This is a genomic window from Kitasatospora sp. NPDC085464, from assembly GCF_044541955.1.
In the GTDB taxonomy this organism is placed as follows: Bacteria; Actinomycetota; Actinomycetes; order Streptomycetales; family Streptomycetaceae; genus Kitasatospora.
This window is the reverse complement of the sequence record NZ_JBITTM010000035.1, coordinates 58,815-76,922: the sequence shown is the minus strand read 5'-3', so window position 1 is coordinate 76,922 and position 18,108 is coordinate 58,815. Positions and strand designations below refer to the sequence as shown.

Sequence of the window (18,108 nt, the reverse complement as noted above, 5' to 3'; positions counted from 1 at the left end):
CGGTACCTGCTTTCCTTGCTCGGTCGGAACCCCCGACGCCAGCCACCTGGGTACGGACACAGGAGCCTCTCCCCGGCTCTCCGCGCGGACGCGGCGACCTCGGGAAGGTGATGTGCTCGGGAGCATGGCGTAGACACGCCGATGGTCAAGAATACGGACCGGCCGCCCGGGGGGCAAACCGGCCCGTACGGCCCGGGGCGGGATCGCTCCCGCCCCGGGCGTGGGCACTACTCGGCTGCCGTATCACCCTCGGCGGCCGCGGCCTTCTTGGCCGCCGCGCTCGTCCGCTTGGTCGCGGTCTTGCGGGCGGTGGTCTTCTTGGCCGCCGTGGTCGTCTTCTTGGCGGCGGTCTTCTTCGCGGCGGTCTTGCGGGCGGCCCGCTTCTTCGGCGCCGGCGCCTCCTCGGCGGCGGCCTCCTCGGTGGCGGCCTCCGCGACCGGTGCCTCGGCGGCGGGAGCCTCGGCGGCCTCCTCGGCCGGGGCCTCGACGACCGTGGCCTGCGCGACGACGACCGGCTCGGCGGCGGCTTCCGCGACGGCCGGGGATGCGGCCTCCAGGGCCGCCTCCAGCGCCGCCTCGGCCTTCGCCTGCAGCACCACGATCTCGGCGGTGTCCGGCGAGCCCGCCGGAGCCGTGGCCTTGCGCACCGCACGGCGGCGCGGACGGCCCGCCGGAGCGGCCGGCGGGGCCTGCTCCACGACCGGCTCGACGACGGCCGGAGTCTCGACCTCGGCCTCGGCGCCCGGGACCTCAAGCGCCAGCTGGCCCTCGATCTCCTCGCGCACCGGCTCGCCCGGCAGCTCGGCGATCTCGGCCACCGACTCGGTCACGACGGCCTCGACGACCTGCGCCTCCTCGTGGCCCGCGCCGCCCTTGCCCCGGCGACGGCGCTTGCCGCTGCCGGCCTCGCCCGCCGGGGCGGACGGGGCGTGGACGTGGGCGCTCGGCTGCTCCATGTGGACGATCACACCGCGGCCGTTGCAGTGCACGCAGGCCTCGGAGAAGGACTCCAGCAGGCCCTGGCCGACCCGCTTGCGGGTCATCTGGACCAGGCCCAGCGAGGTGACCTCGGCCACCTGGTGCTTGGTCCGGTCCCGGCCCAGGCACTCCAGCAGACGGCGCAGCACCAGGTCGCGGTTGGACTCCAGCACCATGTCGATGAAGTCGATCACGATGATGCCGCCGAGGTCGCGCAGCCTCAGCTGGCGCACGATCTCCTCGGCCGCCTCGATGTTGTTGCGGGTGACCGTCTCCTCCAGGTTGCCGCCCTGGCCGACGAACTTCCCGGTGTTGACGTCGATGACGACCATCGCCTCGGTGCGGTCGATCACCAGCGAACCGCCGCTGGGCAGCCAGACCTTGCGGTCCAGCGCCTTCATCAGCTGCTCGTCGATCCGGTAGGTCGCGAAGACGTCCACCTCGGAGGTCCACCGCTGGAGGCGCTCGGCGAGGTCCGGGGCCACGTTGGAGACGTACTCGTGGATGGTCTTCCACGCCTCGTCGCCGGAGACGATGACCTTGGTGAAGTCCTCGTTGAAGATGTCGCGGACGACCCGGACGGTCATGTCCGGCTCGCCGTACAGCAGCGCCGGGGCGTTGCCGGTCGCGGCCTTCTTCTGGATGTCCTCCCACTGCTGCTGCAGGCGCTGGACATCGCGGGTCAGCTCCTCCTCGGAGGCGCCCTCGGCGGCGGTGCGCACGATGACGCCCGCGTCGTCCGGGACGATCTTCTTGAGGATCTGCTTCAGGCGGGCGCGCTCGTTCTCCGGCAGCTTGCGCGAGATGCCGGTCATCGAGCCCTCGGGCACGTACACCAGGTAGCGGCCGGGCAGCGAGATCTGGCTGGTCAGGCGGGCGCCCTTGTGGCCGATCGGGTCCTTGGAGACCTGCACCAGCACGGACTGGCCGGACTTCAGCACGGACTCGATCCGGCGCGGGCCGCCGTGGCCCAGCGCACCGAAGTTGACCTCACCGGCGTACAGCACCGCGTTGCGGCCCTTGCCGATGTCGACGAAGGCGGCCTCCATCGACGGCAGCACGTTCTGGACCTTGCCCAGGTAGACGTTGCCGACGTACGAGGTGGCCTGCTCCTTGTTGACGTAGTGCTCGACGAGCACGCCGTCCTCCAGGACGCCGATCTGGGTGCGCTGGCCGTTCTGGCGCACCACCATGACGCGCTCGACCGACTCGCGGCGGGCCAGGAACTCGGCCTCGGTGATGATCGGCACCCGGCGGCGGCCCAGCTCGCGGCCCTCGCGGCGGCGCTGCTTCTTCGCCTCCAGACGGGTCGAGCCCTTGATGGACTGCACCTCGTCCGGGTCGAACGACGGCTCGGTGGAGCGGCGGCGCGGCTCACGCACCTTCACGACGGTGCGGACGCCGTCCTCGGTGGTCTCGGCGGCCTCGACGGCGCCGGCCTCACCGCTGCGACGGCGGCGGCGACGGCGACGACGGGACGAGGACAGGCCCGCGGCCAGCTCGTCGTCCTCCTCGCCCTCCTCGTCGTCGGCCTCGGCCGGCTCCTCGGCGGCGGGCTGCTCGGCCTCGGCGGCCTCGAAGTCCTCGGCCTCGCCACGGCGGCGGCGACGGCCGCCCCGGCGACGACGGCGCGACGGACGGCCGTCGTCCTCCCAGTCGCCCTCGGTCTCCGGACCGGCGGCGGGGGCCTCGACGGCCGGGGCCTCGACCGGAGCGGCGGCGACCGGCGCCTCGGCGACCGGCTTGGCGGCGGCGGGCTTGGCGGCGGGCTTCTCGGCAGCCTGCTTGGCGGCGGCAGCCTTGCGGCGGCCCGGCTCGACCCGGGTGCGGACCCGGCGGCGGCGGCCGACACCGCTGTACTCGTACTCGTCCTCCTCGTGCCCGGCCTCGGCCTCGACCGGGGCCGGAGCCGGGGCCTCGACCGGCGCCGGGGCGGCGGCGGGCTGCTGCGGCGCGGTCGGCGCGACGTAGGGGGCCGGCTCCTGGAAGACCGGGGCCTGGAAGACCGCGGTGGCCGGTCGCACGGCGCGACGGCGCACCCGGTGGTGCGGCTCGGCCTCGGCGGCCGGAGCGGGGGCGGGGGCGGGGGCGGGGGCGGGCTCGGCCACCGGAGCGGCAGCCTCGGCGACCTCCTCCTCCGGCTCCTCGACAGCGGGCTCCTCGGCCTGCGGCTGCTCGGCGGCCGGCTCCTCGACCGGGGCCTCGACGACCGGCGCGGCCTCGACCACGCGACGGCGGCGGGGGCGGCGGGCCGGAGCGGCGGGGGCCTCCTCGGCCGCCGGCTCGGCGGCGGCGGGGGCCGGGGTCTCGACGGCCGGGGCCGGCGCGGCGGGGGCTTCGGCAGCGGGCGCCTCGGCGGCGGGCGCACCGGCCGGAGCCTCGGCCCGCTTGCGGGTCCGACGGGCCCGGGCGGGCTTCTCGGCGACCGGCTCGGCCGGCGTCTCGGCGGCGGCCTCGGCCGCGGGGGCCTGGTCGGCCTCCGGCGCGGTGACCGCGGCCGGGGTCGCCTCCGGCGTCCCGGCCGGGGCCTCGGCCCGCTTGCGGGTCCGACGGGCCCGGGCGGGCTTCTCGGCGACCGGCTCGGCGGCCGGCGCCGGAGCGGCCTCGGCCGCGGGCGTCTCGGCCGGCAGGACGGTCTCGGCCGCCTCGGCGGCCGCACCCTGCGGGGTGCCCGCCGGGCGGGAGACCGCGCGGCGACGGCGGCGCGGCGGCGCGGCGGACGCGCCCTCGCTGCCGGTCGCGGCGGTTTCGTCGTGTTCCGTGGCCGCAGTCTGCTGCGGGTCGGTGTTATCGAGCATGCGGGTGGATCTCCCGTCAGGCCCCCGGGCTCCGCATCCGGGCACGGCGCGGCACCGGTGGGCGGCCGGCATCGCGACGATGCTCGGGCCGGACCCATTCACGGTGCCGCCGTGCGGACGCGAGGCCGCACAGGGGCTCGTAGTCTCGCTCGGCGCCCCGCGCTCGGCGGGGTGTCGAAAGTCTTCTGGTCTGACCAGTCTTCTGAGGTTTTCCCAAGCTGCGCCGTCCCCCAACCCCGGGTGGCTCCCGGACCGGGCCCCGGGCCCACCGGCCTTCTTGCCGGCAGGCCCCGGGTGGCAGGCCTGTGCTGCGACGACGCTCGCTCCCCTGGGGAGCCGCGGGAACCCTGGAGGACCGTCGGGCCCAGTGAGGCACTGGACCCGGCCTCCGCCCGCTAGGCGGGCGCGGTAGCGCGCGGCCCGGCGCCCGGCTCCGAGCCGGCCTGGGCCGCGGCGCGGTCGAGCGCCAGCGGGTCGGTCACCGTGCCGGTCCCCTCGTCGAGCGGCCCCTGCGCCAGCCTGGTCACCTCTGCGGGGACCGGCGGCGCCAGGTCGGCCGTCGCACGGAGACCGGACAATACGTCGTCGGGTCGTACGGCGGGTGTGGCGTGTCGTACTACCAGGCGCAGTATCGCACAGGGACGGCCGGTCCGAACATCGTGGTCGGTTCCGGTCGCCGTGTCCGCACCGCCGTCGACCTGGGGCGGGAGGACGTCGAGCGCCGCCACCGCACCGCGCGCGTCGAAGACCCGCACGCCGTTCTTGGTGAGGCGTTCGACCTCGACCCGCTCCTCGGCGAGGAAGCGCGACGCCGCGTCGGCCGCCTGCTGCGGCTCGACGCCGTCGAGCCGGACGAGCCACTCGGAGGCCTCCAGGCGCTCCACGAAGTTCGGCGTCCGCACCTCGACCGCGTCGATCACGTCCAGGCCGGCCGGCAGCGACTCGTCCAGCTGCGCCCGAAGCTGCTCGGGGTCGCGGACGGCGGCCAGGCCGATCTCCAGGTACTCCGCCTCGCTCGCCACCCCGGTGGGGGCGGCGTTGGCGTAGGAGACCTTCGGGTGCGGGGTGAAGCCGGCCGAGTAGGCCATCGGAACGGCGGACCGGCGCAGGGCGCGCTCGAAGGCGCGCTGGAAGTCGCGGTGGCTGGTGAAGCGGAGCCGGCCGCGCTTGGTGTAGCGGAGACGGATCCGCTGCACCGTCGGCGCGGGCGGCGGACCGTCGGGCGTACGGCGTGCCAGGGTCGCTCAGTCCTTAGTCAGTTGTCCCCGTCCGGCGTGGCGTGTTCCCGCCACTGTCCGGACTCTGTCACCTCAAAGGGTACGCGCCCCGCCGGCCCGCTCGCTCCGCCCCTGGTCAGCCGCACACCGCAGACCCCCGGCCGGAATGTTCCGACCGGGGGCCCGGGGGTGTGGGGACCGTCACTCGCCGACGTCGCCGCCGCCGACCGACGGCTACTTGTTGACGACCGTCAGCGGCAGCATCTTCTTGCCGGTGGGGCCGATCTGGATGTGGGTGTCCATCTGGGGGCACACGCCGCAGTCGAAGCACGGCGTCCAGCGGCAGTCGTCGACCTCGACCTCCTCCAGCGCGTCCTGCCAGTCCTCCCAGAGCCAGTCCTTGTCGAGGCCGCTGTCCAGGTGGTCCCAGGGCAGCACCTCCTCGTAGGTGCGCTCGCGGGTGGTGTACCAGTCGACGTCGACGCCGGTGCCGGCCAGGCCCTTCTCGGCGCACGCCATCCAGCGGTCGTACGAGAAGTACTCGCGCCAGCCGTCGAAGCGGCCGCCGTCGTCGTAGACCGCGCGGATGACCGCGCCGACCCGGCGGTCACCGCGGGAGAGCAGGCCCTCGATGATGCCCGGCTTGCCGTCGTGGTAGCGGTAGCCGATGTTCTTGCCGTACTTGCGGTCGCCGCGGATCGAGTCGCGCAGCTTGGCCAGACGGGCGTCGGTGGCCTCGGCGGACAGCTGCGGGGCCCACTGGAACGGGGTGTGCGGCTTGGGCACGAACCCGCCGATGGAGACGGTGCAGCGGATGTCGTTCTGGCCGGTGACCTCGCGGCCCTTCTGGATGACGTTCTTCGCCATCTCGCCGATCTGGAGCACGTCCTCGTCGGTCTCGGTCGGCAGGCCGCACATGAAGTACAGCTTCACCTGGCGCCAGCCGTTGCCGTACGCGGTGGCGACGGTGCGGATCAGGTCCTCCTCCGACACCATCTTGTTGATCACCTTGCGCATGCGCTCGCTGCCGCCCTCGGGGGCGAAGGTGAGGCCCGAGCGGCGCCCGTTGCGGGACAGCTCGTTGGCGAGGTCGATGTTGAAGGCGTCGACGCGGGTGGACGGCAGCGACAGGCCGATCTTGTCCTCGGTGTAGCGGTCCGCCAGGCCCTTGGCGATGTCACCGATCTCGGTGTGGTCGGCGCTGGACAGCGACAGCAGGCCGACCTCCTCGAAGCCGGTCGCCTTCAGCCCGCGCTCGACCATCTCGCCGATGCCGGTGATGCTTCGCTCCCGCACGGGGCGCGTGATCATGCCGGCCTGGCAGAAGCGGCAGCCGCGGGTGCAGCCGCGGAAGATCTCCACGGACATCCGCTCGTGCACCGTCTCCGCGAGCGGGACCAGCGGCTGCTTCGGGTACGGCCACTCGTCCAGGTCCATCACGGTGTGCTTGGACACCCGCCACGGCACGCCCGGGGCGTTCGGCACGACGCGGCCGATCCGGCCGTCGGCCAGGTACTCCACGTCGTAGAACCTGGGGACGTACACGCCGCCGGTGCGGGCCAGTCGCAGCAGCACCTCGTCGCGCCCGCCCGGGCGGCCCTCGGCCTTCCAGGCGCGGATGATCTCGGTGATGTCGAGCACGGCCTGCTCGCCGTCACCGACCACCGCCGCGTCCAGGAAGTCCGCGATCGGCTCCGGGTTGAAGGCCGCGTGGCCGCCGGCCAGGACGATCGGGTCCTCGTCGGTGCGGTCCTTGGCCTCCAGCGGGATGCCGGCCAGGTCGAGCGCGGTGAGCATGTTCGTGTAGCCGAGCTCGGTGGAGAACGACAGGCCGAACACGTCGAAGGCCTTCACCGGGCGGTGGGCGTCCACGGTGAACTGCGGGACGTCGTGCTCGCGCATCAGCGCTTCGAGGTCCGGCCAGACGCTGTAGGTGCGCTCGGCGAGCACGCCCTCGCGCTCGTTCAGCACCTCGTAGAGGATCATGACGCCCTGGTTGGGCAGCCCGACCTCGTAGGCGTCGGGGTACATCAGCGCCCAGCGGACGTCGCAGGCGTCCCAGTCCTTGACGGTCGAGTTGAGCTCGCCGCCGACGTACTGGATCGGCTTCTGGACGTGCGGGAGGAGGGCCTCCAGGCGTGGGAAGACCGATTCGACAGTCATGTACTAGGAACCCTTACGACGTGATTCGGTGCCGCGAGTCGGCACGGGAGGGGTGACCCTCAAGGGTAGCCCAATCCGGGGATCGGGCCGTCTGCCCCGGAGCACGGGCCCTCCGCGCTCCGGCGCGACCCGGCCTTTGGGCGCCCGCCCCGGCACGCGCAGTGCGCGCCCGCCGCCCGGTACCGTCCGCCGTTGACACGCCCGGACGGCCCGTGCGGTACTGACAGGGCTCCGCCAAGAAGCCCTGTGCCCCTTCCGGACAAGGGAGTTGGGTCGTACGCTCGGCCCTCGTCGGAGTTCCCCCGGCGCTGCCCTCTCCCTCCCCCCGCACACGGCCCAGTCCACCCTCACCAGGCCCGTCCCGTGTCCGCCCGGCCGCCGTCCCCGGCCCGCGGTGCCCCGTCCCCCGCCCGCACCCCGTGCGCGGCGGCGCACCGGCGTTCCCGCGCTCCGGCGGCCGTGCGAGCCGTGCGACCGGCGCAAGGAGAACCATGACCGACACCGGTCGGCGGATCCGCCCCCTCCGGACCCTCGACGCCCGGCCGGCCCGCTACCCCACGCCGGCCCAGGCCGAGTGCGCCGCCCGGCGGCTCGCCCTGCGCCACCCGGACCGCTGCCGGCTGCGCGAGGTGGGCCGCTCCCGGGCCGGGCGACCGCTGCTGCTGCTCTCGGTCGACCGCGGCCCGCGCGCCGTCCTCGTGGTCGGCGGCCCGCACCCCAACGAGCCGGTCGGCACCGCCGGGGCGGTCCGGCTGGCCGAGCTGCTGCTGGACCGCCCCGCCCGCCCCGGCCTCTCCTGGCACCTGCTGCTCTGCCTCGACCCGGACGGCGCCGCGCTCAACGCCGGCTGGCTGGACGGCCCGCTCACCATGCGCCGCCACTACGAGCACTTCTTCCGCCCGGCCTTCGAGGAGCAGCCCGAACTGCTGCCCGCCCCCGGCACGGGCCGCCCGCCGATGCCGGAGAGCCTGGCGCTTACCGACCTCATCGACGAGCTGCGCCCGTTCCTGCAGTGCTCGCTGCACGGGGTGGACTTCGGCGGCGCCTTCGTCCAGCTCACCGGCCCGGTGCCCGGACTGTCCGAGCGCTTCGCCCGCTCCGCCGAACGGGCCGGCCTCCCGCTCGACGTGGACTCCTACGACGCGATCGGCTGGGCCAGCCCCGCCCCCGGCACCTACCTGATGCCGGCCCCGGACAGCGCCGGGGTCTCCCGGGCGCTGCCGGACGAGCCCGAGCTGTCCACCTGGGCCTACGCCGCCCGGCTCGGCGCCGTCACCGCCGTCCTGGAGGTCCCGATGTGGGCCGTGGACGCGGTCGGTGACGCCCGCCCCCACCCGGCCGGGCCGCAGGCCCTCGCCTCCGCCGCCCGCGACCTCACCGCGCGCGCCGAGGAGCTCACCGCCCTGCTCGCCCGCGTCCCCGCACACGGCCACGAGGCGTACGGCCCGTTGCTGCGCACCGCCGAGTTCAGCCTGGCGGTGGCACCGCGGGTGGCACAGGAGTGGCTGGAGCGCTGGCGTCCCGAGCCGCTCTCCTGCTCGCGGGTGACGACCGCCGGGCTGGTGGCGGCCCGGCTGCCGTTGCGGGCGGGGTCGATCCTGCTGCGCCTGCTGGCGGACGCCCGGGGCCCGGGCGCGGAGGCGGCCCGCGAGCGTGCCCGCGCCGTGGTCGCCGACAGCCTGGACCGGCTGCGCCACCGCTTCGGCGCCCGCTGGGTGCCGGTGCAGGAGCAGCTGGCGCACCAGTCGCGGGCCGTCCTCACGGCCGCCGACTGCCTGCTCCAGACGCCCTGACGCGCCGCCGACCGCCGTCGGCCGCCCTCACGGCCGCCCCGATCGCCGCCGGCCGCCGCCGAGCGCCGCGCGGGCAGACGAAGGGCAAGACGAAGGGCCGGCCCGGGAGTCCCCGGACCGGCCCCGCCGTGCACCCGCTCAGGCCGCTATCGGCCGTTGGCTGCGAATCGCCTGGAGCAGCCCGACGGCCATCCAGTTCGCGAACATCGAGGACCCGCCGTACGAGACGAACGGCAGCGGGATGCCCGCGACCGGCATGATGCCCAGGCACATCCCTATGTTCTCGAAGGCCTGGAAGGCCAGCCAGGCGATGATCCCCGCCGCCACGATCGTGCCGTACAGGTCGGTCGCCTGCCGGGCGATCCGGCAGGCCCGCCACAGCACCACGCCGACCAGCAGGATGATCGCCAGCGCGCCGACGAAGCCCAGCTCCTCACCGGCGACGGTGAACACGAAGTCGGTCTGCTGCTCCGGCACGAACTGCCCGGTGGTCTGCGTCCCGTGGAACAGGCCCTTGCCGGTCAGGCCGCCCGAGCCGATCGCGATCCGGGCCTGCGCGGTGTTGTAGCCGACGCCGTTCGGGTCCAGCTGCGGGTTGGCGAAGGCGGCGAAGCGGTCGATCTGGTACTTGCTCAGCAGCCCGAACTTCCAGATCGCCACGCACCCGGCGGCGCCCGCCACCAGCAGTCCGAGGACCCAGCGGTTCGCCGCCCCGGAGCCGAGCAGGATGCCCAGCACGATCGCGGCCATCACCATCACCGAGCCGGCGTCCGGCATCAGCAGCACTATGCCCATCGGCACCCCGGCCCAGAGCAGGCCGCGGAACACGGCCCGGTGCGAGGGGAACTCCCGCTCCCCCGCGTCCACCTGGTCCGACAGCACGACCGCCATCGCCAGGACGATCGCGAGCTTCGCGAACTCGGCGGGCTGGATGGAGAAGCCGCCGCCGAGCTGGATCCACGAGTGCGCGCCGTTGATGGTCGAGCCCAGCGGGCTGAGCGTCGCCAGCAGCAGCATGAGCACGCCGACGTACAGGAACGGCACGATGGTGCGGAAGCGGCGACTCCCTATCGCTATCACCACGGAGCACAGCACCAGGCCGACCACGAAGTTCGTCAGGTGCCGGTACAGGAAGTACTGCGGGTCCCCGTGGGTGAGCGAGTCGCGTCCGCGGGTGGCCGACCAGACCAGCAGCGAGCTGCCGGCCGAGAGGGCCAGCGCGGCCAGCAGCAGTATCCAGTCCAGCCGCCAGAGCGTGGAGTCCTTGGCGAGGGCCTTGGAGACCCCGTTGCGCTGCGGGGCGAGCCGCAGCTGCCGGTAGGAGCCGTAGGAGGTCATGCCCGTCCCCTTCCCGGGCCGCGGCCGGGTTCGAGCGCGGCGTCGGCCGCGGTGTACGACGCCGGGCGGTCGGTCGGCGGTGCCTGGTCGAGGTAGGCCGCCGCCGGGGCCGGGTCGGCCTGCGCCGGGTCGAGCAGCGTCGGCAGCGGCGCGGAGGCCGTGGCGGAGGCCGGGACCGGCGCGGAGGCCGACGCGGCGGGCACGGTGGCCCCGGCGGGCACGGTGACCGGGCCGACCGGGGCGCCGACGGCCGGGGTCGTACCGGCGGTGAAGGCGGCCGGCTTGATGATCGCGGTGCCGTCCGGGTTGAACTTCGGCAGCTCGGCCTGCGGCGCGGTCAGCAGCGCCTTGCCGTTGTCGACGTTGCCCTTGTCGTCCACGCCGTACAGCGCCTGGTAGATCCGGCGGACGGCGTCGCCGGAGCCGCCGGAGCCGGTGCCGCCCTGGCTTATCGTCATGACGATCGCGTAGTCCTTGCTGTACGTGGTCAGCCAGGAGGTGGTCTGCTTGCCCTCGACTTCGGCGGTGCCGGTCTTGGCGTGCAGCGCGATCTTGTCCTGCGGCCAGCCCGCCCCGGCGAACTTCCAGGCGGCGGTGCCGCTGGTGATGACGCCGGCGGTGGCCTGGTCGATGTAGCTGAGCAGCTTCTGGTCGCCGGGGAACTTGGCGTCCGCCTGCGGGGCGATCTCGCGCACGAGCTCCCCGCCCGGGCTTATCACCGCCTTGGCGATGGTCGGCCGGTAGAACGTGCCGCCGTTGGCCAGCGCCGAGTAGATCCGGGCCATCTGGACCGGGGTGACGAGCGTGTCGCCCTGGCCGATCGCGAAGTTGACGGCGTCACCGGCGCGCATCTGGTAGCCGTCGACGCAGTTCTCCTTGGCGATCTGGTCGGAGAAGCTGTTGCCGCCCTTCTTCGCCTGGGCGCACCAGGCGTCCTTGTTGTTGTCGAAGAAGGACTGCTTCCACTGCCGGTCCGGGACGCGGCCGGTCACCTCGGCCGGCAGGTCGATGCCGGTCTTGGCGCCGAGGCCGAACTCGTGGGCGGTCTTGAAGAACCAGTCGGCCGGGTCCTTCTTCGGCTTGATGCCGCCGTCCTTCAGCCACTGGTCGTTCGCCAGGCCGTAGAAGACGGTGTCGCAGGAGACTTCGAGCGCCTTCTCCAGGGTGATGGAGCCGAAGCTCTCGCTCTCGAAGTTCTTGAACTCGCGGCCGCCGATGGTCATGCTCTTCGGGCACGGGTAGGTGCCGTCCAGCGGGTAGCCGGCCTGCACGGCGGCGGTGGTGGAGATGACCTTGAAGGTCGAACCGGGGGCGGACTGACCCTGTATGGCGCGGTTCAGCAGCGGGAAGTTGGAGTCCTTGCTGGTCAGCGACTGGTAGTCCTTGCCGCTGATGCCGCCCACCCAGAGGTTCGGGTCGTAGGTCGGGGCGCTCGCCATGGCGATGATCCGGCCGGTGTGCACGTCCATCACGACGGCGGCGCCGGAGTCGGCCTCGTAGTTGCGGTTGGTGACCTTGTCGAAGGTGTTCCGGGCGTCCGACATGGCCTGGGCCAGGTTGTCCTCGACGACCTTCTGCACCCGGGCGTCGATGCTGGTGACCAGGTTGTCGCCGGTCTTCGGGGCGACGGCGCCGGCGGTGCCGATCACCCGGCCGAGGTTGTCCACCTCCAGCTTGGTGATGCCGGCGGTGCCGCGCAGGTCGCGGTCGTACACCGACTCCAGGCCGGCCCGGCCGATCTGGTCGGCCGGCAGGTAGCGGTCCAGGCCGCTCTTGTCGGCGGTCTTGCTGACCTCCTCGTCGGTGACCGGCGAGAGGTAGCCGAGCACCTGGGCCATGTTGGCGCCCTCGGCGCCGGTGTAGCGGCGCACGGCGGTGGGCTGCGCGGTGATCCCGGGGAAGTCCTCGCGGCGCTCCATTATCTGCATCGCCTGCTGGGTGGTCGCTTCCTTGGTGACCGGGATCGGCTGGTAGGGCGAGCCGTTCCAGCAGGGCTGCGGGGTCTTGGCGTCGCAGAGCCGGACCTTCTCCTGCACGTCCTTGGCGGGCATCCCCAGGACCTCGGCCAGCCGGGACAGCACCCCCTTGCCGCCGTCCTTCTGCTGCAGCAGGGAGGTGCGGCTGACCGAGACCACCAGCCGGGTCTCGTTGCCGGCCAGCACCCGCCCGGAGGCGTCCAGGATCTCGCCGCGGACGGCCGGTTCGACCACCTCGCGGATGTGGTTGCCGGTCGCCTTGGCGGTGTACTCCTTGGCGTTGCGGATCTGCAGGTACCACAGCCGCCCGCCGAGGGTGGCGAGCAGCGACAGCACCAGGATCTGCAGCACCACCAGACGGATCGTCACCCGCCGGGTGCGGCCGGTCTCGGGGATGTTGCTCACGTCTCGTGCGCTCCAGGATGCGGGGGAGGTCGGGAGGTCGGGGCCGGACCGGTTACGGGCGGCGGGCGAAGCCGGGTACGCGCCGCTTCTTGTAGGAGGGGCCGGAGGAGACCTCGCGGGTGGTGCGGTAGCGGGCCAGCGTGCCCATGCCCGGGCCGCCCTGGTCGTCGTCGGCGGCGGCCACCGGGTCGCGCCCGAAGCGGCGGCCGAGCAGCATCACCAGCGGCACCACGAACGGCGCCAGCAGCAGGTCGTACAGCAGGGCGCTGATCACCAGGCCGCCGAGGCCGACGTGCCGGGCGGCGGTGTCGCCGACCAGGGCGCCGACCAGGGCGTACAGCAGCGTGGAGGCGACCGCGGCGGCGCCCACCACCAGGAGCGCGCTGGAGACGGAGCGCTGGCGGCCGTGCTCGGGGCGCAGCAGTCCGGCGGCGTAGCCCATCAGGCAGAGCACCAGTGCGTAGCGGCCGATGGCGTGGTCGGAGGGTGGCGCGAGGTCGGCCAGGAGGCCGCCCGTGAAGCCGACGAGGCAGCCGCCGGTGGGTCCGTAGACCATGGCGAGGCCGACCACGACGAGCAGCAGTATGTCCGGGGTGGCTCCCGGGAGCTGGAGCCGGCCGAAGACGCTGACCTGGAGGATCAGGCCGAAGAGGATCAGGCCGACGGAGACGGGGATGCGGGCGAGGCGCATGGCTCAGTTCCCCCCATTGGGCTTGGCGGGCGGGGCGGCGGGCGCGGTGGCCGGGGCCTGGCCCGGGGCGGGCGCGGCGGGGGCCTGGGGCTGTCCCGCGGCGGGGGCCGGCGGCAGCACGGCGTCGCGCGGGTCGGCGCGCGGCGGTACGACCACGACTCCGACCAGGTCCAGCCGGGTGAACTGGACGAAGGGCTCGACCAGGACGGTCTTGGTGAGCTGGCCCGCGTTGGCCTGGACCTCGGTGACCTTGCCGATGGGGACGCCGGGCACGAACGGGCGGCCGCTCTGCGAGCCGAAGGTGACCAGCCGGTCGCCGGGCTTGACCTGGGCCTTGCCGTTGAGCAGGGAGACCTTCATGGGGCTGTCGCCGCCGCCGGAGGCGAAGCCGATCTCGCCGGTGCCCTCCAGGCGGGTGCCGGCCGAGAAGCCGGGGTCGGAGGCGAGCAGCACGGTGGCGGTGGTCGGGCCGACGGTGGTGATCCGGCCGACCAGGCCCTGACCGTTGATCACGGTCATGTCGCGGGTGAGGCCGTCGTCGCTGCCGGCGTCGATGGTGATGGTCCAGGAGAAGCCCTGGGCCGGGCCGATCGCGATGACCTGGGCGGCCTTGACGGTGTATCCGCCGGCGCCCGCGGTGCGCAGCAGGTCGTCGAGTTGCTTGGTGCGCCCTGCGGCCATGTCGGAGGAGGCGAGCTTCTGCCGCAGCTCGGTGTTCTCGCGGGCGAGCTGGTCGGTGCGGCCGCTGTTGGTGGCGGCGTCCCGGAAGGCCCGGACGGTGTCGGCGACGGGGTCGACGACGGTGGCGGCGCCGCGTTCGACGGGGCCGAGGACGCCGGCGGCCGCGTGCCGGGCCGGGCCGAGCGGGGAGTCCTCACCGCCCTTGATGTCGACGGTGATCAGCGCGAAGGCGACGGCCACCAGCAGGATGAGCAGCAGCCGGCTCTCTCGTGTGTCCCTCACGGTGCTGGTACTGCCCCTTCGTACCTGGCGGCCGCCCGGGGCCGTGGGGCCCGGGCGGCGGCCCGTTCAGTCGTGTCGGATGTCGTGGTGCGTGGTGCTAACGGCGCGGCTGAGCGTCGAGTACCTGCTGGAGCGCCTCGAATTCCTCGACGCACTTGCCGGAACCGAGCGCGACGGAGTCGAGCGGGTTCTCGGCGATGTGGATCGGCATGCCGGTCTCGCGGCGCAGTCGCTCGTCGAGGCCGCGGAGCAGGGCGCCGCCGCCGGTGAGCACGATGCCGCGGTCCATGACGTCGCCGGCCAGCTCGGGCGGGCACTGGTCGAGGGTGGTCTTGACCGCGTCGATGATCGAGTTGACCGGCTCGTCGATGGCCTCGCGGACCTCGGCGGCGGAGATGACGACGGTCTTGGGCAGGCCGCTGACGAGGTCGCGGCCGCGGATCTCGGCGTGCTCGTCCTTCTCGCCCTCCAGGCCGAAGGCGCTGCCGATGCTCATCTTGATCTGCTCGGCGCTGCGCTCGCCGAGGAGGAGCGAGTACTCCTTCTTGATGTGCTGGACGATCGCGTTGTCGAGTTCGTCGCCGGCCACCCGGATGGACTGGGCGGTGACGATGCCGCCGAGGGAGATGACCGCGACCTCGGTGGTGCCGCCGCCGATGTCGACGACCATGTTGCCGGTGGCCTCGTGGACGGGCAGGCCGGCGCCGATGGCGGCGGCCATGGGCTCCTCGATGATGTGCACCTGGCGGGCGCCGGCCTGCGAGGAGGCCTCGATGACGGCGCGGCGCTCGACGCCGGTGATGCCGGAGGGCACGCAGACGACGACGCGCGGGCGGGCGAGGTAGCGGCGGCGGTGGATCTTGAGGATGAAGTACCGCAGCATCCGCTCGGTGATCTCGAAGTCGGCGATGACGCCGTCCTTGAGCGGGCGGATGGCGACGATGTTGCCGGGGGTGCGGCCGATCATCTTCTTGGCCTCGGCGCCGACGGCGAGGATGCCGCCGGTGTTGGTGTTCACCGCGACGACCGACGGCTCGTTCAGGACGATGCCCTTGCCCCTGACGTACACCAGCGTGTTGGCAGTTCCGAGGTCGATCGCCAAGTCGCGGCCGATGAACGACAGGTTGCTCGCCATGGGGTGTGGGTGCCTTCCCGGGCTCGGAGTTCATGGTGGGTGGACGACTGCGTGCGCCCACGCTTGGGCGGAGACCAGCTGAGCTGCCTTACCGGGCCCGTGAGTCGCGTCCATCGTAGTCACGCCGCGCGGTACGGACGTCGAGGTGGGGCATAGCGTCCATTGTCCGGAGCGTGATCGCTTCTCCGAGGATTGGGACGACGTGTCGGCAGCCCCAGTTCCCTATTTCACGATAAGAATGCCCCGGCCGGGCCAATGGTCCCGACCGGGGCAGTCCCTAGGTCCTCCGAGCGTGTCGCCCGGCCCGGCTCAGGCGTGCGCCGGGAAGAAGATCTTGATCTCGCGCTCGGCGGACTCCGGGGAGTCGGAGGCGTGGATCAGGTTCTCGCGGGTGATCGTCGCGTAGTCGCCGCGGATGGTGCCGGCCCCGGCCTCCAGCGGGTTGGTGGCGCCGGCCAGCATGCGGATGCCGGGCACGACCTCCTCGCCCTCGACGATCAGCGCGATGGACGGGCCGGAGGTCATGAACTCCAGCAGCGGCTCGTAGAACGGGCGGCCGACGTGCTCCGCGTAGTGCAGCTCCAGCGTCGCCCGGTCGAAGGTGCGCAGCTCGACGGCGGCGAGCTTCCAGCCGGCCTTGCGCTCGATGCGGCTGATGATCTCGCCCGCCAGGCCGCGGCGGACGGCGTCGGGCTTGAGCAGGACGAGAGTGCGCTGGGACACGGTGCGTCTCCTGGGGAATCGGTTCGGCAGACAGTCGGGTCGACGCGGGGGCCGACACGGCAGAGGTTACCTTGCGTACACGGCGTGTCGGTGCGCCAGTCCTGCCGCTCAGGCCTGTACGGCGGCGGCCTCGGTGGCGGCGGCGCGGGCGGCCTTGAAGTCGTCCACCTTGCGGCCGTAGTGCACCGAGCACCACCAGAGGCCGGCGAAGACGACGCCGAGGCCGAACATGGTCGGCAGGACGAAGCCGCTGGCGATCAGGCCGATCTGCAGCGCCCAGCCGATCTGCACCGCGCCGGGGCGGTTGATCATGCCGCAGAGCACGATGCACAGGGCCATCGCGATGCCGCTGACCGTCCAGATCTCCCCGTTGGAGACGTCGGTGAGCCGCATCGCGACCAGGGCCGCGAACATGATCAGCAGCGCTTCGCCGATCAGTGTCGAGGAGCAGAGCGTCCTCATGTTCACTTCCTCCCGAGCAGCAGGCGGGCCTCGCCCACCGTGATGACCGAACCGGTGACCAGCACCCCGGCGCCGCCGAGGTCGCCCTCCTCCTCGGCGAGGGTGACGGCGGCGGCGATGGCGTCGTCGAGGCGGGGCTCGACCTGGACGCGGTCCTCGCCGAAGACCTCGACGGCGAGGGCGGCGAGCTCGTCGACGTCCATCGCGCGGTGCGTGGAGTTCTGGGTGATGACGACCTCGGCCAGGATCGGCTCGAAGGCCTCCAGCACGCCGGCCACGTCCTTGTCGCCGGAGGTGCCGATCACGCCGACGAGCCGGGTGAAGCCGAAGGACTCGGTGAGCGCGGCGACGGTGGCGCGGGCGCCGTGCGGGTTGTGCGCGGCGTCCAGGACGATCGTGGGGCTACGGCGGACGACCTCCAGGCGGCCCGGCGAGGAGACGCCGGAGAAGGCCTGGCGGATCTTGTCGACGTCGAGCTGCCCGCCGCGGGCGCCGCCGACGCCGAAGAAGGCCTCGACCGCGGCCAGTGCGAGCGCCGCGTTGTGCGCCTGGTGCTCACCGTGGAGCGGGATGAAGACGTCCTCGTACTCCTCGCCGCCGAGTCCGCGCAGCGTCACCAGCTGGCCGCCGACGGCGAGTTCGCGGCGGATCACGCCGAACTCCATGCCCTCGCGGGCGACGGTGGCGTCGACCTCGACGGCGTGGCGCAGGATGGTCTGGGCGGCGTCCAGCTGCTGCTGGGCGACGACGGCGACGGCGCCGGACTTGATGATCCCGGACTTCTCGACGGCGATCTCGCCGGTGGTCTCGCCGAGCTTGTCGGTGTGGTCGAGGCCGATCGGGGTGATCACGGCGACGGAGGCGTCGATGACGTTGGTGGCGTCCCAGGAGCCGCCCATGCCGACCTCGACCACGGCGACGTCCACCGGCGCGTCGGCGAAGGCGGCGTACGCCATGCCGGTCAGCACCTCGAAGAAGGACATCGGCACCGGCTGCGCCGCGTCGACCATCCGCACGTAGGGCTCGATGTCGCGGTAGACCTCGACGAAGCGCTCGGGGCTGATCGGGGCGCCGTCCAGGCTGATCCGCTCGGTGACGGACTCCACGTGCGGGCTGGTGTAGCGGCCGGTGCGCAGCTCGAAGGCGTTGAGCAGCTGCTCGATCATCCGGGCGGTGGAGGTCTTGCCGTTGGTGCCGGTGATGTGGATGGAGGGGAAGGACCGCTGGGGCTGGCCAAGGATGTCCATCAGCGCCTCGATGCGGTCGAGCGAGGGCTCCAGTTTGTTCTCCGGCCAGCGCTCGGAGAGTTCCACCTCGACGTCCCGCAGGGCGTCGCCGGTGCCGCCGTCGGCGGGGCGGATGGTGTACGGGTTCGGGTCGGCCTTGTCGCTCACGACCACAGTCTACGGAGCGCTGGCGGGGGTTCCTCACAGGGTGAGGGCGGGGGTGAGAACGACCACTTTGTC

The 18,108-nt window shown here is 73.2% G+C and carries 12 protein-coding genes; 1 reads left to right on the top strand and 11 read right to left on the bottom strand.

Features of this window, described 5'->3' with window-relative positions:
* Positions 1-227: 227 nt before the first annotated feature.
* From ACIGG8_RS28855 to ACIGG8_RS28845, 3 genes are all read right to left on the bottom strand, one after another.
* The gene (locus ACIGG8_RS28855; RefSeq protein WP_396551709.1) at positions 228-3,776 is read right to left on the bottom strand and encodes a ribonuclease E/G; all 3,549 of its coding nucleotides are present in this window, start codon (positions 3,774-3,776) and stop codon (positions 228-230) included.
* 395 nt (positions 3,777-4,171) lie between these two features.
* Positions 4,172-4,972 (bottom strand): TIGR03936 family radical SAM-associated protein, encoded by an 801-nt coding sequence (locus tag ACIGG8_RS28850; RefSeq protein WP_396551708.1) that lies wholly within the window; start codon positions 4,970-4,972, stop codon positions 4,172-4,174.
* 255 nt (positions 4,973-5,227) lie between these two features.
* Complete coding sequence (locus ACIGG8_RS28845) at positions 5,228-7,156, bottom strand: TIGR03960 family B12-binding radical SAM protein (protein WP_396551707.1); 1,929 nt, start codon at positions 7,154-7,156, stop codon at positions 5,228-5,230.
* Positions 7,157-7,647: 491 nt separating this feature from the next.
* Between ACIGG8_RS28845 and ACIGG8_RS28840 the strand changes: the two genes are divergently transcribed.
* Positions 7,648-8,949, top strand: coding sequence for a M14 family zinc carboxypeptidase (locus tag ACIGG8_RS28840; RefSeq protein ID WP_396551706.1), 1,302 nt, complete (start codon positions 7,648-7,650; stop codon positions 8,947-8,949).
* 138 nt (positions 8,950-9,087) lie between these two features.
* On the opposite strand, the gene rodA is transcribed toward ACIGG8_RS28840, so the two are convergent.
* The 8 genes from rodA to ACIGG8_RS28800 form a co-directional block, all read right to left on the bottom strand.
* Entirely contained in the window at positions 9,088-10,287 is a 1,200-nt protein-coding gene (gene rodA / locus ACIGG8_RS28835) for a rod shape-determining protein RodA (RefSeq protein ID WP_396551705.1), read from the bottom strand.
* A complete protein-coding gene (gene mrdA, locus ACIGG8_RS28830) occupies positions 10,284-12,668 on the bottom strand; it encodes a penicillin-binding protein 2 (RefSeq protein ID WP_396551704.1) in 2,385 nt (794 codons plus the stop codon). Before mrdA ends, rodA begins: the two co-directional genes overlap by 4 nt.
* Positions 12,669-12,720: 52 nt before the next feature.
* Positions 12,721-13,359 carry a rod shape-determining protein MreD gene (gene mreD, locus ACIGG8_RS28825; protein ID WP_396551703.1) on the bottom strand — a complete coding sequence of 213 codons (639 nt, stop codon included), beginning with the start codon at positions 13,357-13,359 and terminating at the stop codon, positions 12,721-12,723.
* A 3-nt stretch (positions 13,360-13,362) separates the two neighbouring features.
* Positions 13,363-14,322, bottom strand: a complete 960-nt coding sequence (gene mreC, locus ACIGG8_RS28820; protein WP_396551702.1) for a rod shape-determining protein MreC — start codon at positions 14,320-14,322, stop codon at positions 13,363-13,365.
* A 97-nt stretch (positions 14,323-14,419) separates the two neighbouring features.
* Positions 14,420-15,445 carry a rod shape-determining protein gene (locus ACIGG8_RS28815; RefSeq protein ID WP_030256393.1) on the bottom strand — a complete coding sequence of 342 codons (1,026 nt, stop codon included), beginning with the start codon at positions 15,443-15,445 and terminating at the stop codon, positions 14,420-14,422.
* Between the two features lie 321 nt (positions 15,446-15,766).
* Positions 15,767-16,180, bottom strand: coding sequence for a nucleoside-diphosphate kinase (gene ndk / locus ACIGG8_RS28810; protein WP_030058261.1), 414 nt, complete (start codon positions 16,178-16,180; stop codon positions 15,767-15,769).
* Positions 16,181-16,288: 108 nt separating this feature from the next.
* Positions 16,289-16,642 carry a DUF4233 domain-containing protein gene (locus tag ACIGG8_RS28805; protein ID WP_350525651.1) on the bottom strand — a complete coding sequence of 118 codons (354 nt, stop codon included), beginning with the start codon at positions 16,640-16,642 and terminating at the stop codon, positions 16,289-16,291.
* Between the two features lie 2 nt (positions 16,643-16,644).
* Complete coding sequence (locus ACIGG8_RS28800) at positions 16,645-18,036, bottom strand: folylpolyglutamate synthase/dihydrofolate synthase family protein (protein WP_350525652.1); 1,392 nt, start codon at positions 18,034-18,036, stop codon at positions 16,645-16,647.
* Between the last annotated feature and the right edge of the window lie 72 nt (positions 18,037-18,108).

Bases quoted from the DNA above. Each gene is read 5' to 3' on its own strand.
- ACIGG8_RS28855 (WP_396551709.1), bottom strand. From the start codon at position 3,776: ATGCTCGATAACACCGACCCGCAGCAGACTGCGGCCACGGAACACGAC.
- ACIGG8_RS28845 (WP_396551707.1), bottom strand. From the start codon at position 7,156: ATGACTGTCGAATCGGTCTTCCCACGCCTGGAGGCCCTCCTCCCGCAC.
- ACIGG8_RS28840 (WP_396551706.1), top strand. From the start codon at position 7,648: ATGACCGACACCGGTCGGCGGATCCGCCCCCTCCGGACCCTCGACGCC.
- rodA (WP_396551705.1), bottom strand. From the start codon at position 10,287: ATGACCTCCTACGGCTCCTACCGGCAGCTGCGGCTCGCCCCGCAGCGC.
- mreD (WP_396551703.1), bottom strand. From the start codon at position 13,359: ATGCGCCTCGCCCGCATCCCCGTCTCCGTCGGCCTGATCCTCTTCGGC.
- ACIGG8_RS28805 (WP_350525651.1), bottom strand. From the start codon at position 16,642: ATGAGGACGCTCTGCTCCTCGACACTGATCGGCGAAGCGCTGCTGATC.